The sequence below is a fragment of the Streptococcus sp. SR4 genome (assembly GCF_000517725.1).
Lineage (GTDB): Bacteria > Bacillota > Bacilli > Lactobacillales > Streptococcaceae > Streptococcus > Streptococcus salivarius_F.
This window is the reverse complement of record NZ_AZYW01000060.1, coordinates 1-16,161: the sequence shown is the minus strand read 5'-3', so window position 1 is coordinate 16,161 and position 16,161 is coordinate 1. Positions and strand designations below refer to the sequence as shown.

Annotated in this window: 14 protein-coding genes and 1 other annotated feature; of the genes, 12 read left to right on the top strand and 2 right to left on the bottom strand. The window is 40.0% G+C overall.

Annotated features, from left to right (window positions below):
• Nucleotides 1-22 precede the first annotated feature (22 nt).
• From HMPREF1519_RS07315 to rplL, 9 genes are all read left to right on the top strand, one after another.
• A complete protein-coding gene (locus tag HMPREF1519_RS07315) occupies nucleotides 23-949 on the top strand; it encodes an aspartate carbamoyltransferase catalytic subunit (protein ID WP_002890256.1) in 927 nt (308 codons plus the stop codon).
• Between the two features lie 162 nt (nucleotides 950-1,111).
• On the top strand, nucleotides 1,112-2,200 hold the full coding sequence (locus tag HMPREF1519_RS07310) for a carbamoyl phosphate synthase small subunit (protein ID WP_002885900.1): 1,089 nt from the start codon (nucleotides 1,112-1,114) through the stop codon (nucleotides 2,198-2,200).
• Nucleotides 2,201-2,427: 227 nt separating this feature from the next.
• Entirely contained in the window at nucleotides 2,428-5,607 is a 3,180-nt protein-coding gene (gene carB, locus HMPREF1519_RS07305; RefSeq protein ID WP_037611758.1) for a carbamoyl-phosphate synthase large subunit, read from the top strand.
• A 367-nt stretch (nucleotides 5,608-5,974) separates the two neighbouring features.
• Nucleotides 5,975-6,730: a class I SAM-dependent methyltransferase gene (locus HMPREF1519_RS07300; protein WP_037611757.1), complete on the top strand. Its 756-nt coding sequence runs from the start codon at nucleotides 5,975-5,977 to the stop codon at nucleotides 6,728-6,730.
• 62 nt (nucleotides 6,731-6,792) lie between these two features.
• The gene (locus HMPREF1519_RS07295) at nucleotides 6,793-8,046 is read left to right on the top strand and encodes an efflux RND transporter periplasmic adaptor subunit (RefSeq protein WP_037611755.1); all 1,254 of its coding nucleotides are present in this window, start codon (nucleotides 6,793-6,795) and stop codon (nucleotides 8,044-8,046) included.
• Between the two features lie 10 nt (nucleotides 8,047-8,056).
• Complete coding sequence (locus tag HMPREF1519_RS07290) at nucleotides 8,057-8,743, top strand: ABC transporter ATP-binding protein (protein ID WP_443030971.1); 687 nt, start codon at nucleotides 8,057-8,059, stop codon at nucleotides 8,741-8,743.
• A 9-nt stretch (nucleotides 8,744-8,752) separates the two neighbouring features.
• Nucleotides 8,753-9,961 carry an ABC transporter permease gene (locus HMPREF1519_RS07285; protein ID WP_037611752.1) on the top strand — a complete coding sequence of 403 codons (1,209 nt, stop codon included), beginning with the start codon at nucleotides 8,753-8,755 and terminating at the stop codon, nucleotides 9,959-9,961.
• A gap of 123 nt (nucleotides 9,962-10,084) precedes the next feature.
• Nucleotides 10,085-10,220 (top strand) — a sequence feature (ribosomal protein L10 leader region).
• A gap of 31 nt (nucleotides 10,221-10,251) precedes the next feature.
• Nucleotides 10,252-10,755 (top strand): 50S ribosomal protein L10, encoded by a 504-nt coding sequence (gene rplJ / locus HMPREF1519_RS07280; protein WP_004183007.1) that lies wholly within the window; start codon nucleotides 10,252-10,254, stop codon nucleotides 10,753-10,755.
• 75 nt (nucleotides 10,756-10,830) lie between these two features.
• Nucleotides 10,831-11,199: a 50S ribosomal protein L7/L12 gene (gene rplL, locus HMPREF1519_RS07275; protein ID WP_002886110.1), complete on the top strand. Its 369-nt coding sequence runs from the start codon at nucleotides 10,831-10,833 to the stop codon at nucleotides 11,197-11,199.
• 139 nt (nucleotides 11,200-11,338) lie between these two features.
• Here the strand turns inward: rplL and HMPREF1519_RS07270 are convergent, their stop codons facing one another.
• The gene (locus HMPREF1519_RS07270; protein WP_037611749.1) at nucleotides 11,339-11,962 is read right to left on the bottom strand and encodes a hypothetical protein; all 624 of its coding nucleotides are present in this window, start codon (nucleotides 11,960-11,962) and stop codon (nucleotides 11,339-11,341) included.
• A gap of 80 nt (nucleotides 11,963-12,042) precedes the next feature.
• Nucleotides 12,043-13,296, bottom strand: coding sequence for a hypothetical protein (locus HMPREF1519_RS07265; RefSeq protein ID WP_037611748.1), 1,254 nt, complete (start codon nucleotides 13,294-13,296; stop codon nucleotides 12,043-12,045).
• Nucleotides 13,297-13,797: 501 nt separating this feature from the next.
• Here HMPREF1519_RS07265 and HMPREF1519_RS07260 point away from each other — a divergent pair.
• The 3 genes from HMPREF1519_RS07260 (at nucleotide 13,798) to HMPREF1519_RS07250 (ending at nucleotide 15,907) form a co-directional block, all read left to right on the top strand.
• Complete coding sequence (locus HMPREF1519_RS07260; protein ID WP_037611746.1) at nucleotides 13,798-14,721, top strand: helix-turn-helix domain-containing protein; 924 nt, start codon at nucleotides 13,798-13,800, stop codon at nucleotides 14,719-14,721.
• A gap of 138 nt (nucleotides 14,722-14,859) precedes the next feature.
• Nucleotides 14,860-15,552 (top strand): DUF6287 domain-containing protein, encoded by a 693-nt coding sequence (locus tag HMPREF1519_RS07255; protein WP_037611744.1) that lies wholly within the window; start codon nucleotides 14,860-14,862, stop codon nucleotides 15,550-15,552.
• Nucleotides 15,553-15,616: 64 nt separating this feature from the next.
• Nucleotides 15,617-15,907: a hypothetical protein gene (locus HMPREF1519_RS07250; RefSeq protein WP_037611742.1), complete on the top strand. Its 291-nt coding sequence runs from the start codon at nucleotides 15,617-15,619 to the stop codon at nucleotides 15,905-15,907.
• Nucleotides 15,908-16,161: the final 254 nt, after the last annotated feature.

Below are 16,161 nucleotides of genomic sequence, written 5' to 3'. Positions count from 1 at the left end.
AATCAATTTAAAAGGAAAAACTATGGCGATTGCAGATGGAAAAGTGTCACTGAAGCATTTGGTGACCATGGAAACCCTCACGAATGAAGAGGTCTTGGGCCTGATTCGTCGAGGTGGAGATTTTAAAAATGGCAGAGCTGATTTCCAGCTGGATCGACAGTATTTCGCTGCCAATCTCTTTTTTGAAAATTCAACACGAACACACAAGTCCTTCGAAGTGGCTGAGAAAAAACTTGGCTTGGATGTGATTGAGTTCGATGCTGGAACTAGCTCGGTGAATAAGGGTGAGACCCTCTATGATACCATTTTGACCATGTCTGCCTTGGGCGTTGACATCTGTGTGGTTCGCCACTCGGAAGTCGATTACTACAAGCAGTTGATTGATAGTAGGACTATCCAGACCTCTATTGTTAATGGTGGTGATGGTTCAGGGCAACACCCAAGTCAGTGTTTGCTTGACTTGATGACCATTTACGAAGAGTTCGGAACCTTTGAAAATCTTAAGATTTGTATTGCAGGTGATATTACGCATTCGCGTGTCGCTAAGTCCAATATGCAGATTCTCAAGCGTTTGGGTGCTCAGCTTTATTTTGCTGGTCCTGCAGAGTGGTACTCGAATGAGTTCGATGTCTATGGTCAGCATGTGGCTATTGACGACGTCATTGAGGACTTGGATGTGCTCATGTTGCTTCGTGTTCAGCACGAACGTCATGGGGACGATAAAGGATTTTCAAAAGAAGACTACCATGCTCTCTATGGTTTGACTGAAGAACGTTATGCCAAATTAGCTGATCAGGCGATTATCATGCATCCTGCTCCGGTTAATCGTGATGTGGAGATTGCTGATAGCCTGGTTGAGGCGCCTAAGGCTCGTATCGTTGCTCAGATGCAAAACGGGGTTTTTGTCCGTATGGCAATTATTGAAGCTATTTTAAATGGCAAAGCGTAAACTACGTTAACCGATTCCTGAGAGAATCAGACGAAAAAGAACATGGGCTAAATCTTGGAAAATAGACAAATCTTTCTAGAGGTTAGAGCTTCTCTGTCAGATTTGCTTTTCATTCAGATTTTAACGCCCTTTGTATCTTAGTGAAAGGAACAATTTACTATAATGGCAAAACGTTTACTTATTTTGGAAGACGGCACTATTTTTGAAGGTCAGGCCTTCGGTGCTGATGTGGATGTGACGGGTGAAATCGTCTTTAATACTGGTATGACAGGTTATCAAGAATCTATCACAGACCAGTCTTACAATGGTCAAATTTTGACTTTTACTTATCCACTTGTTGGTAACTATGGTGTTAACCGTGACGACTATGAGTCAATTAAGCCAACGACTAAGGGTGTCGTTGTGTCAGAGGCCAGCCGTCGTGCCAGCAACTGGCGTAACCAAATGACCTTGGATGAGTTTTTGAAAGCGAAAAACATCCCTGGTATCTCTGGTATTGATACACGTGCCTTGACTAAGATTATCCGTCAACACGGTACCATGAAAGCCACTTTGGCCAGCCCTGGTGACAGTATTGAGCACTTGCAAGATCAATTGCGTGCGACTGTTTTGCCAACCAACAATATTGAGCAGGTATCAACTAAGACAGCTTACCCAGCACCAGGTGTTGGTAAAAATATCGTTTTGGTTGACTTTGGTCTCAAGCACTCTATCTTGCGTGAGTTTTCAAAACGTGATTGTAACGTGACTGTTGTGCCACATGATATCACTGCTGAAGAAATTCTCCACCTTAATCCAGATGGTGTGATGTTGTCAAACGGTCCAGGTAACCCTGAAGATGTACCGTATGCACTTGATATGATTCGTGGCATCCAAGGTAAAATTCCAATTTTTGGTATTTGTATGGGTCACCAATTGTTTAGTTTGGCGAATGGTGCCAAGGCCTACAAGATGAAGTTTGGTCACCGTGGATTTAACCATGCGGTTCGTGAAATTGCGACTGGTCGTGTTGATTTTACAAGCCAAAACCATGGTTATGCCATTGACCGTGAGTCACTTCCAGATTGCCTCATGGTAACACATGAAGAAATTAACGATAAATCAGTTGAAGGTGTTCGTCACCGTGACTTCCCTGCATTCTCAGTGCAATTCCACCCAGATGCAGCACCTGGTCCACACGATGCTAGCTATCTCTTTGATGAGTTCTTGGAATTGATTGATGCTTTCCAAGCTGAAAAAGCACGTCGTTAATTGCAACTGTCTAGTGACTATAGTGGGGTGTGACTCTTGTTCGCCCCAGTCTACTACCTTATTTAATGACAACCAGAGAGTTGTCAAATAGAAAGGAGAAGATACAGGTTCACGGAAGTGAACACGCCCTAAGGACTGTGTGAAAAAGATAAACGGTGACTAGACGCTTGAGCGTCGTCACGTTTCCTATTTTCACTGGGTCCTTAACGGGCTTTGTATCATAAATTATGCCTAAACGTTCTGATATTAAAAAAATTATGGTTATCGGGTCTGGTCCTATCATCATTGGTCAGGCTGCTGAGTTCGACTACGCTGGTACGCAAGCCTGCTTGGCCTTGAAAGAAGAAGGTTACAGTGTTGTCCTTGTCAACTCTAACCCTGCGACAATCATGACTGATAAAGAAATCGCAGACAAGGTTTACATTGAACCAATTACGCTTGAATTTGTCACACGTATTCTTCGTAAAGAGCGTCCTGATGCTCTCTTGCCAACACTTGGTGGACAAACTGGTTTGAACATGGCAATGGAATTGTCAAAAGCTGGTATTCTTGAAGAGCTTGGAGTAGAGCTTTTGGGAACAAAATTGTCTGCCATTGACCAAGCCGAAGACCGTGACCTCTTCAAACAATTGATGGAAGATTTGGAACAACCTATTCCAGAATCTGAAATCGTCAATACAGTTGAAGAAGCAGTTGCCTTTGCGACAGAGATTGGCTACCCAGTTATCGTGCGTCCTGCCTTTACCCTTGGTGGTACTGGTGGTGGTATGTGTGCCAACGAAGAAGAACTTCGTGAAATCGCTGAAAATGGCTTGAAATTGTCACCAGTAACACAATGTTTGATTGAGCGTTCTATCGCTGGTTTCAAGGAAATCGAATACGAAGTTATGCGTGATGCCGCAGATAATGCTCTTGTGGTATGTAACATGGAAAACTTTGACCCAGTTGGTATCCACACAGGGGACTCAATCGTATTTGCCCCAACGCAAACTTTGTCAGATATTGAAAACCAAATGCTTCGTGATGCCAGCTTGAAGATTATCCGTGCCCTTAAAATTGAGGGTGGCTGTAACGTACAGTTGGCTCTTGACCCTAATAGCTTCAAGTACTATGTTATCGAAGTAAACCCTCGTGTATCACGTTCATCAGCCCTTGCCTCAAAAGCAACTGGTTACCCAATCGCCAAATTGGCAGCCAAGATCGCTGTTGGTTTGACACTTGATGAAATGATTAACCCAGTCACTGGTACAACTTATGCCATGTTTGAACCAGCTCTTGACTATGTGGTTGCTAAGATTCCACGTTTCCCATTTGATAAATTTGAACATGGTGAACGTCGTCTTGGTACTCAGATGAAAGCCACAGGTGAAGTTATGGCTATCGGTCGTAACATCGAAGAGTCACTTCTTAAAGCCTGCCGTTCACTTGAAATTGGTGTTTACCACAATGAAATGTCTGAGCTTGCGGACGTCACAGACGACGCCTTGGTTGAAAAGATTGTCAAAGCTCAAGACGACCGTCTCTTCTACCTTTCTGAAGCCATCCGTCGTGGATATACTATTGAAGAATTGTCAGAGTTGACTAAGATTGATATCTTCTTCCTTGACAAATTGCTCCATATCTTTGAATTGGAACAAGAATTGGCTACTCACGTAGGTGATGTTGATGTTCTGAAAGAAGCTAAACGTAACGGTTTCTCTGATCGTAAGATTGCTGATCTTTGGAATCAAACAGCCGACCAAGTTCGTACGACACGTTTGGAAAATAACATTGTTCCTGTCTACAAGATGGTCGATACCTGTGCGGCTGAGTTTGAGTCATCAACACCATATTTCTATTCAACTTACGAGTGGGAAAATGAATCAATCAAATCTGATAAAGAATCTGTCATCGTTCTTGGTTCAGGTCCTATCCGTATCGGGCAAGGGGTTGAGTTTGACTATGCGACAGTTCACTCTGTAAAAGCTATCCAGGCTGCAGGTTACGAAGCTATCATCATGAACTCTAACCCTGAGACAGTTTCAACAGACTTCTCAGTTTCAGATAAACTTTACTTCGAACCATTGACTTTCGAAGACGTGATGAACGTTATCGAATTGGAACAACCTAAGGGTGTCGTGGTTCAGTTTGGTGGACAAACAGCCATCAACTTGGCAGAGCCATTGTCTAAAGCAGGTGTGAAAATCTTGGGTACACAGGTTGCTGATCTTGACCGTGCCGAAGACCGTGACCTCTTTGAACAAGCCCTTAAAGATCTTGATATCCCACAACCACCAGGACAAACAGCGACAAACGAAGAAGAAGCGGTTGAAGCAGCTCGTAAGATTGGCTTCCCAGTTCTTGTTCGTCCATCATACGTTTTGGGTGGACGTGCCATGGAAATCGTTGAAAATGAAGATGACCTTCGTTCTTATATGCGTACAGCCGTTAAGGCAAGTCCAGACCACCCAGTCCTTGTTGATAGCTATATCATTGGACGTGAGTGTGAAGTGGATGCCATCTCTGATGGTAAGGATGTCTTGATTCCAGGTATTATGGAACACATCGAACGTGCAGGGGTTCACTCAGGGGACTCAATGGCGGTTTACCCACCACAAACCCTCTCTAAGAAGATCCAAGAGACTATCGCTGATTACACTAAACGCTTGGCTATTGGTCTTAACTGTATCGGAATGATGAACATCCAGTTCGTTATTAAGGACGAAACTGTCTATGTTATCGAGGTTAACCCACGTGCTAGCCGTACGGTACCATTCTTGTCTAAAGTGACTGATATCCCAATGGCTCAAGTTGCTACAAACTTGATTCTTGGTAAATCATTGGCTGAGCAAGGTTACAAGGATGGTCTTTACCCAGAAAGTAACCATGTCCATGTCAAAGCACCAGTCTTCTCATTCACAAAATTGGCTAAGGTAGATAGCCTCCTTGGACCTGAAATGAAATCAACTGGTGAAGTTATGGGGACAGATGCGACTCTTGAAAAAGCGCTCTACAAAGCCTTTGAAGCATCTTACCTCCACTTGCCAACCTTTGGTAATGTCATCTTTACTATTCATGATGATACTAAAGAAGAAGCCCTTGACTTGGCCCGTCGTTTCGATGCTATCGGTTATGGTATCTATGCAACTGAGGGAACAGCTAAGTTCTTGAATGAACACGGGGTTCACGCAACGCTTGTTAACAAATTGGGTGAAAATGATGATAACGACATTCCAGCCCTTGTTCGTACTGGTAAAGCGCAAGCTATTATCAATACGGTTGGTAACAAACGTACTTATGACGAAGACGGAGCAGCTATCCGTAGCTCAGCTATTGAAGCTGGAATTCCACTCTTCACAGCGCTTGATACAGCAGATGCTATGGTGCGTGTGCTTGAAAGCCGTAGCTTTACAACAGAAGCTATCTAATCACGAAATAAAGTCTCAGCCTTGCTGGGGCTTTTTTATTGATGACAAAGTTTTCTTTTGAGACTTTTCTTAAGTGATGACGGACGTCAGCGACCTTCTGCGAATTTCCATGACTAAGTTTTGAGCCGAAAGTCTCAAAACTTCCGAACGCCTGAAACTAATCGTTTCAGACGTTTTTATCACTACGAAAAGTCTCGGTATAAGCTTACTAGGTTCGCAAAATCTATTTCATATTTAAAAATAGTTTAATTATGTTCTGAGTCTCAGCCTTACTGGGGGCTTTTTTCTTACACAAATGTAAGCTATCAAATTAAAATGAAAGCTAAGACTATGGTTTTGTTTCCTAAGATTCTGCTATACTAGAAACATGATTATTACCACATCTTTACGTGAAAATGAGGCCTTGATTGCGCGTGCCCAAGAATTGGCCCACGAACTGGGAGCTGACTACCAGCCTCGTCGCAAGTTATCCTTGGCGAAATGTTTAGAGCGATTTGGCCCCTTTTATCTTCTATATAAAGACAGATTGTCTTTTGTCAATGAGGATGGCAGTGAGCTGTCCTTTCATCCAGATACGGCAGTTCTTCGGATTAAGGCACCACACGATGCTCTAGTCAATCTTTTGGGTTCGTCTAGCAAGTCTATTCTCGACACGACCATGGGGCTGGCTTCCGATAGTCTAGTTATGGCGGCAGCGGGAAATAAGGTGACTGCCCTTGAGAGTCAAGAAGTGATTTTTCAGGTAGTTTCTCGTGGTCTGGCCACTTATCAGACAGATGACAAGCAACTTGAAAAAGCGATGCGGTCTATTAAGACCATTAAGAGCGATAGCTTATCCTTTTTGAAGTCTCAGGCTGATCACTCTTTTGATATCATTTATGCTGATCCTATGTTTTCAGAGACTATCAAGGAATCGGAAAATCTACAAGCTATCAAACCTTTGGCCAATGGCAGCCGTCTGACAGAAGAATGGTTAAATGAGGCTAAGCGTGTCGCACGAGAAAAAATTATCATCAAGGCGCATTTTCGAGATACCGTTTTTGAGGAATTTGGGTTTGAACGTCAGATTCGTCCCAATCAAAAGCTGCACTATGGTGTCATGGATTTAAGCGAAGGCCATTGACACAGAAAGTTAAAAGTATTACAATTGTTTTATTTATGTGATACAAAAGAAAAGAGAGACTTATGCGAAAGAAAATCAGTCCAAAGTTATTTAAAAATAAAAAAAGAGTTTGGATCATTGGAGGAATTGGCTTCCTTGTCCTTTTGGTCCTAGGTTTTAACCTTTTTGCAGGTGGTGGCAAAGATGATAAGGCTTCCGAGTCCCCCACAGCAAGTAAGGTAACCAAGGGGCAGTTGGCCTCGTCCACCCTTCTGACTGGCATGGTGAAGGCTCAGTCGGAACAGTACGTTTATTTTGACAATACTATTGGACGAAATGCCACTGTGACAGTCTCTGTTGGTGAGGAAGTTAGCGTTGGTCAGCAACTGGTCCAATACGACAGTACCTCTGCCCAAGCAGCCTATGATACGGCTAGCCGTGCCTATAATAAGGCAGTTCGTGACCGTAATTATTTCCAACAGTATGGGACAGCTCCTGCGGCTTCGGCACAAACAAGTAGTGATTCGGATGAGGATGATTCGACGACTACCGTTAGCCCTCAACAGCGTCAGCAAACCGAGGCAAGTAATTACCAAACCTTGCAAGATTATAATGATGCTGTTGCTAATGCCGCCTCAGAGCTAGAAAAGGCACAAGATGTCCTCAACCAAACGGTCATTGTTTCAGATGTTAATGGGACAGTCGTAGAAGTTGCGGACTCTGTGGACCCTGCTTCAAAAGAGAGCCAGACTCTAGTTCATGTGACCAGTGAAGGCCAATTTGAGATTCAAGGAACCTTAACGGAATATGACATTCCAAATATTTCAGTAGGTCAAAAGGTCAAGATTACTTCCAAAGTATACCCAGATCAAACTTGGACAGGGAAAGTCAGTTACGTTTCCAATTATCCTAAGCAAAATGCCAGTCAGTCAGCGGGTACATCTAGCAATTCAGGACAGACAGGCTCCCAGTATGAATACAAGGTTCAATTGACCAGTCCTATCGGAAAACTGAAACAAGGTTTTAATGTATCTCTTGAAGTGACGAAGGATGATGATGCCTTGTTGGTTCCTGTAACTGCTGTGACCAAGAAAGGCTCTGACAACTATGTTTGGGTTTACGATGATGAAACTCAGAAAATCAAGCAAGTCAAGGTCAAACTTGGCAATGCGGATGCCAAGCAACAGGAAATTGCTTCAGGACTTAAAGAAGGTCAAAAAGTTATCACCAAGGCAGATAAATCCTTTAAGGATGGCGAAACCCTAAAAGATGTTACGGATGCTGATAGCAAACAATCAAAAGACACTAGTGGAGAAGAGGTGAGGTCTAGTGACTAAGCCAGCACTTATGGTTTTAAAGAGCATCACCAAGTCTTTCAAAAATGGTCAAGAGTCCTTGCAGGTCCTTAAGGGGATTGACTTATCGGTAGAAGAAGGGGACTTCGTGGCAATCATGGGCCCTTCTGGATCAGGGAAATCAACCCTCATGAATATTATCGGACTCCTTGATCAACCGACTACAGGTTCCTATCAACTCGAGGGCGAGGATGTGGCTGAACTCTCTGAAAATCGCCTAGCCAAGGTAAGAAATGACCAGATTGGCTTTATCTTTCAACAGTTTTTTCTCTTGCCAAAGTTAAGTGCCCAAAAGAATGTAGAGCTTCCCTTGATTTATGCGGGGAAATCTCCACGTGAACGTAAGCAAAGGGCACAACAATTCTTGGAAAAAGTTGGCTTGTCAGACCGTAGCCATCATTTGCCATCAGAGCTATCTGGTGGTCAGAAGCAGAGGGTGGCTATTGCGCGTGCACTGTCTAACGATCCGGCAATCATTTTGGCGGATGAACCTACAGGTGCACTTGATACCAAGACAGGAACCCAGATTATGGATCTCTTAACCCAGCTAAACTGTGAAGGAAAGACCATTGTCATGGTTACCCATGAACCAGAGATTGCAGACTATGCCCGACGTAAGATTGTCATCCGTGATGGGGAAATCACCCAGGATACGACGGATAGCGTTCGGATAGACTAGGAGGTAAGAATGGAAAATTGGAAATTTGCTCTTAGTTCTATTCGTTCACACAAGATGCGGTCCTTCCTGACCATGTTGGGGATTATCATTGGTGTTGCTGCGGTAGTACTCATTATGGGTCTAGGAAATGGGATGCGTCAGAGTGTTACCGATAGTGTGACTGGAGACAAGGATACGGTTCAAGTCTACTATGAAGCCAAGGGTGAGGAGCTAGATCCTGCCTATGCAGACTTGTCACAACCGACCAAACCGGTTAAAGAAGTTTGGTTGGAGCAAGTGGCTAGGCAGACACCTGGTATTGATAGTTATTTTGTGACTAACAGCCTAACTTCCTCTATCTCCCTCCAAAAAAAGACTGTGAAGAATGTTAATATCACAGGTGCCAGTCAGGGTTATTTTAAAGCTAAAAAGTTAGAGATGTTGACAGGACGTTCCTTGCAAGACAATGACTACAAAAACTTTTCGCGAGTTATTGTCATTGATCAGATGGTGGCTAAAAAACTCTTTGAAACGAATGAGGATGCCCTTAACCAAGTGGTTACTATTGGGAACAATGATTATCGTGTGATTGGTGTTTATAAGAATAAAGACACAGCAATCGGTGCCTATGGTGAAATTGGAACAGCTCTTGTGGCCAATACCCAGTTAGCAGCTGAGAATAACACTGATGCTATTGGCCAGATTTTTTTCCATGTGACCGATGTGAAAAATAGTAGTAGTGTCGCTAAGGATGCTGCCAAACGCTTGACCCAGTTGGCCCAAGATGATAACGGGGAGTACAAGGCAGCAGATATGAGCTCGACCTTAGATCAGGTGAACACGATCTTTGGAACCATTACCACCGTTGTCGGAGCTATTGCTGGGATTTCACTCTTAGTTGGTGGAATCGGTGTTATGAATATCATGCTAGTTTCGGTAACTGAGCGGACACGAGAGATTGGTCTTCGTAAGGCTTTAGGAGCCACACGCCGTAAAATCTTGACACAGTTTCTGATTGAGTCCATGGTTTTGACCATTCTGGGAGGTTTGATTGGGCTAGGCTTTGCGGCCCTAGTCGTTGGACCAATCGGGAATGCCATGGACCTTAAAGCGACAGTCTCTCTTGGCGTAGCCATGGGAAGTATTGCCTTCTCAGCAGCTGTAGGGATTATCTTTGGTCTCCTACCGGCTAATAAAGCTTCGAAACTCGATCCTATCGAAGCTCTTAGATATGATTAGACATCACCTCTTGAAATCTTTGGATTTTGAGAGGTTTTATGCTTTTCAAAAAAGATAGCGAAAAAAATCAAAAAAAGTTGTATTTTTTTCTTGACGTCTGATTTAGGTCATGGTATTATATATGAGGTTTGAAAAAACTGACCTAAGACAGTTGGGGAGTTAAACTCATAAACATCCAACCGAGGCACAAAACGTAACTATTTTTTGTAACGTATTGTACTTTCGTGTCTAGGTTTAGGTACGATTTTTTTGTGCCTAGCCCAAAAATAAAAACGGAGGTAAAACTACTAATGAGTGAAGCTATTATTGCTAAGAAAGCTGAACAGGTTGCGATTGTCGCTGAGAAAATGAAAGCTGCAGCATCTATCGTTGTTGTTGACTCTCGTGGACTTACAGTTGACCAAGATACAGTTCTTCGTCGTAATCTTCGTGAATCAGGCGTTGAATTTAAAGTTATCAAAAACTCAATCTTGACTCGTGCAGCTGAAGAAGCAGGTCTTGAAGACCTTAAAGGACTCTTCGTTGGTCCATCTGCAGTAGCATTCTCAAACGAAGATGTTATCGCACCAGCGAAAGTTATTAGCGAATTTGCTAAAGACGCAGAAGCTCTTGAAATCAAAGGTGGTGTTGTTGACGGCGCGTTCACTTCAGTCGAAGAAATCAACGCTCTTGCATCACTTCCAAACAAAGAAGGTATGCTTTCTATGCTCCTTTCTGTACTTCAAGCGCCAGTGCGCAACGTTGCATACGCTGTCAAAGCGGTTGCAGAAAGCAAAGAAGACGGTGCTGCGTAAGCCCATCTTCACAACTCGTAGCCTAAGCTACGTTTAAAAAAATTATATTAAAAAACACATTTGGAGGAAATCACAATGGCATTGAACATTGAAAACATTATTGCTGAAATTAAAGAAGCTTCAATCCTTGAATTGAACGATCTTGTAAAAGCTATCGAAGAAGAGTTTGGCGTAACTGCTGCTGCTCCTGTAGCTGCTGCTGCAGCTGGTGCTGCTGACGCTGGTGCTGCTAAAGATTCATTCGACGTTGAATTGACATCTGCAGGTGACAAAAAAGTTGGCGTTATCAAAGTTGTACGTGAAATCACAGGCGAAGGTCTTAAAGAAGCTAAAGCTATCGTTGACGGTGCACCATCAGTTCTTAAAGAAGGTGTTGCTGCAGCTGAAGCTGAAGAAATCAAAGCTAAACTTGAAGAAGCTGGAGCTTCAGTTACTCTTAAATAATAGTCATATAGCTATTTAATTGCGGAATCCTACTATACCGGTTTTTTATTGCGATAAGCGATTATGAGAAACTGTTTGAATTAATAGGTTCCCTACCAAAAAAACTGCCAAATTTATTTTTGGCAGTTTTTTTGTTTTTCTATTTTAGACTGGTTTTGTTTATCATATCCTCTACTATGAGATTGAAATATGAACGCTTTTTTTGATTTATTGTTTTTTCGCTTGAAATAATTAAAGCATATATGAATAGATTGTCACCTACATCATAATTTATATCTGATACTCGCATTTTTTTACTATATTGGAGTTTGACTGTGAAGTCAAAATTGTCCTTAACGATAAGTTCAATCCAATTAGAATTATTTTTTTCGAATTTATGAATGACTTCTCCGTATACATAACATTTTGCGTATGGTTTGGGATACGAGAATCCTAATTTCTTTTGATTATCAAAAAAGTGCTCAGATAGTTCACTTTGCGATTCAGAAATTGAATCAATTATGATAAATTGATCAACACCTCCAAAACTATTTTGTTTATTTTCAATATGTGCTGTAATTATCACATATTGATTTTTACTAATATAAAATATTTTTGGATCATATCTAAATATTAAGTAAGTATGTCTTAGTCCAGCGCCATTTCGAATAAATAATTTTAAGTAAGAGTAATCCTCATTATGTTCAATATTTATGATTTTTCCTCTTGCAATAACTGTATTTCTTCTCCTATTTTTTATTTGGGAATTGACATGATTCATCATTTATTATCTCCTTATTTTCAATTTTTCTAAATATATTATGTTTGATATTAGTCGTAGAAAAAATACGAGAACTAACCTTTTTATAAATTTTCATTTTCAATAGTCAATTCTTCACAATGAAAATCAGACTCATTATCTGTTTTAGCATCATATCCAAATAGCTGAGTAGGAGGTGGATCACGTCTTTCTCCCTCCAGGTAATCTCGTTCGTGTTGTGCAAGTTTTTCATTTAATTCTGTATCATGACGAATAATATTATAACGTTCGTATTTTTTAGAACCAAATGTTTCAGACAGTTTTTGTTTAAATATATTCCATAGGTTCTCTTTATTTTTTAGTAAATATGTTTTGAAGCAACTTTCGGCTAGATCGATACTCTCTTGCAGAATATTAATTGATTTCTTTAAAAAAGTATTTTCCTCTCTTAATTCTTTATTTTTCTTTTTAATTTTAGTAATCTCTTCAAGATTTGCTTTTTTCATCTGAATTTCTATGTCTAACTCTTGTTTAGTTCTTAAGATCTCTGACAGTTCCTTTTTATTTTTCTCTGCTTCAGATTTAGCATTTTCAGCCCACATCTTTTTCTCCTCGATTTTTTGATCCAACTCTTTAAGTTTTGTAGTTCGTTTGTAAATCTCAGTGTTCAAATGATTAGCTATTGTTTTAGATTTGCCACTTTCTTGAACTTGAACTCCATGATTTCTAGCCGTTGTTCGAAGTAGTTCGCGTTGAGCTGCTTGCCATCTCGTCTGTGCTGTTACTAAATCCTTATTTTTTTTAGAACCTGTTGTGTAGTAGCCCATTTCTTTAAGGGCACCTTCTTGACCGACTTGAATGCTTAAGCCTCTTTTATTTTGTCGTTTGACTAATATGAAATCAACATGAAGGTGAGGGGCAGAACCAGGTTCATCTGCATGGAAATAAGCGCCGAAAACGACGGCATTAGGGTTATTTTTTTTGAATTGATCTAAAAAATCTGTTAGAATCTTTTCTGATTCTACGATTGTGGGATGATTGTTAACATTTCCAATTGTAAAAATCGCTTCGTGGCTGGTAGCAGGATTACGATTGGAATCACGTTTATAAGCTGAAAGTACTTTCGTATGATAGTCTATAATTTGTCTGTCAGACCGAGTTTGTTTCGAATTATATTCAAGCACAGCCTGTCCGAAAATTTTATAATAAGCCTGTTTTATAGGTCGGTCTTCTATGATTTTAAAATAACCTTCGGGATCTATATGATCCTCCGAGTTGGTTATGTTGCGATTACGAATATTATGATCACGACTCATCTTTTTTCCAAAGTGAGCTGAAATAGTATATGCATTGTCCATAACTTTCTCCTTTATTTATTGATTATGTCTGATAAGTTGAAAATAAAAAAACAGATTATGACGAATTTTTTAGGGGATGATGAAGACAGTCCGCAGAGTCTGACGCTGCTTATAACACAATATACATAATGACAGAGTCATTATTATTGTGGTCTTGCAGACGGCTAGGATTGCATCCTCTTTTTCCAAAATTATTTGGAAAAATTCACCTCTCTGTTGGCAAAGGTAAGTTATTTTTCTAAATTAAAAAAGAAATAAAAAAAGAGATTGAGAGAATCTCGCCTTTATATCTATATTTAAGTGATTATGATGATTAGCTTAACGAGATTATACTACGAATTTAATTCTTGACAAAGAATCGTAGACATTTTTATCTATTTCTACATAAGAATCATGAAAGTTAAAATTGTTTTCATTTCATAATTGAAATAGTGAATATTGGGTGGTATACTATTACAAATCATAAAAATTATAATAGTTTCAAGTAATAGGGAGCTAGCAATGTTTGGACAAGACTTTGGTCATCGGTTAAGAGAGTTGAGATTAGCACAAGGACTCACTAAAGAAAAATTTTGTGAAGGGGATGAGGTTTTATCAGTACGGCAATTGACACGTATAGAAACAGGGAAGTCTCAACCTAAACTAGAAACCTTAGAGCACTTGGCAAGACGTCTGAATATATCTTTATCGGAATTGCTTGGAGAGAGGACTGTAGTCTCAAAGCTGCCGGTAGAATACCTCAATCTCAAATATCAATTGATGCATGCGACTAGTCTAGATAAGCCAAATAATCTAATGAAACTAGACGAAAAGCTGGGTAAAATTATTGATAGCTATTATGAAGAGTTGCCAGCTGATGAACAGAGGGTTGTTGATATCTTACAGTCAAAACTTTACTCTTATACTTCAAAGACCCATCAAAAATTTGGCATGAGCATATTGGAGAAGAGTTTATCATCATTATGTGAGAAAAGGGTATACACTATCAATGATCTACTACTTATAGAACTATATCAAATTTCGTTAGGAGATGGTGATAGTATGCGGTCAGATGGGTTTAGTGAAGGGACTTTTTATGCCATTTGTAGAAATCTTATAAATAGTTATGATAATATTCCCACGGAGTATTTATTTTTACTTAGGGATGCCTTATTAATGGTTCCAATAGTTGAATATGAACGAAAAAAGTTTCATTTATCGGAAGTAGCATTCAATCAACTGCATCGCATTATGGAGGAAACTCAAGATTATCAGAAAAAACCAATTTTGAGAATGCTAGAGGGACAGTATCTATATGTTGTAAAGAATGATATTTTTGAGGCTAAAAAGGCTTATCAAGAAGGGATAATCTTGGCTAGATTATTAGGAGATACCACTTTAGCTGACATCATATCAGAGAAAATGAGAGATGTTATGAAAGAATAGAGCAGGACATACGTGTCCTGTTCTTTTTTTCTAATATGCAGTATATTATATTCATAAGAAGAACTAAAGAATATAACTTATTTCATCGAGATTTTTGAAAATGACACAGTCTAAAATAGAGTATTAAGGAGAATTATTATGAAACCTGCTACAAAACGTTTCACAACTTTAACCGCACTCGCTTTAACTTCCGTTCTATTACTTGGTGCATGTGGTAATAACAAGAAGGAAGCCACATTAACATCGAGCTCTAGTAAGGTTAGTCAGAAAGTGAAATCGACAAAACCATCCTCAAAAGAAAAAGCTAAGAAGTCTGAGCAAAAGACAAAATCTTCTAGTTCAGAAGAAGTCTCAAAAGTAACCTCTGGAGAAAAGGATTCACAACCATCAGCCGGAAATGTTGCTGGATCTGCTCAACAAGAAGTTGCCCCAACAAATCCTAATGAAGAAACAGCCGGAGTAAATCAAGGAACTCCTACAGAACAACCAGCTGCTTCAGCGGAACAAACACCAGCTACCACAGTAGTTGATGCTACGGCAATGGCTAATGGTGATTTCTCTAGTGTTGCTGGTACCTATCAAAATGACCTAGGGGACACAATTACAGTATCCCCATCCGGTAGTGTAACCCGTGTTGGTGCTGAAAGTGGTTATAGTGATACAAGTAGTCAGCTCTTTAATGGTTTTGCTCAAGATGGCGGTTATGTAGCAGGATTTGCTCATAATGATGGGCCAACCAGTGACCCAATTTTCTTTGATAGTAATGGACAGATTCGTTTCGGTTCTGATGCGATATATGGTCGGATGCATGTTTACAATAAATTAGATTAATGGAATTGTCCCTCGGTACTTAAGAAAAGGAAATTACAAGTAGTAGAAGGAGTACGCTTTAAAAATGTCTCAAAAAGAACATGGAGAAGTGAGAAGTACTAGTGGTACCTTAAAGGGGATCTATCACTATTTGGATTCTCCTAGTCCTCATTTGTTTCCGTTTGTCTTTATCAGTAACGTAACAGATAGCCTTCAGATGTTTCGCGTGTGTAAGAATGGAAAGCCAATTGCCTTTCCATTACTTCTACCAAATCAGTATAAAATTGTTTACATTAAGGACTTTCAAAATGTTAGCTCCTGCGATGAGATTACAGTGACTGAACATTTAGAAGAATACATCTATGATGAATCATAGTTAGACTAGATTGATACCTATAGTCAAATCAACCCAGAATGAATTAATTAATCTATTCAGATTTGCTTAATGTGTCAAGGAATTAGATGTAGCAAAAGCCCTCAGGTAGTTCTTGGGGCTTTTCTTAATTATAGTTATTTGAAAGAATTAGATATCAATTTTCTACAAAATAAAGTTTAGTAATAATATTGAAATAATTGTAAAAAATATTTCAAAGGGGTATAATAGAAATATGAAAACGGTTCCAATTTTTA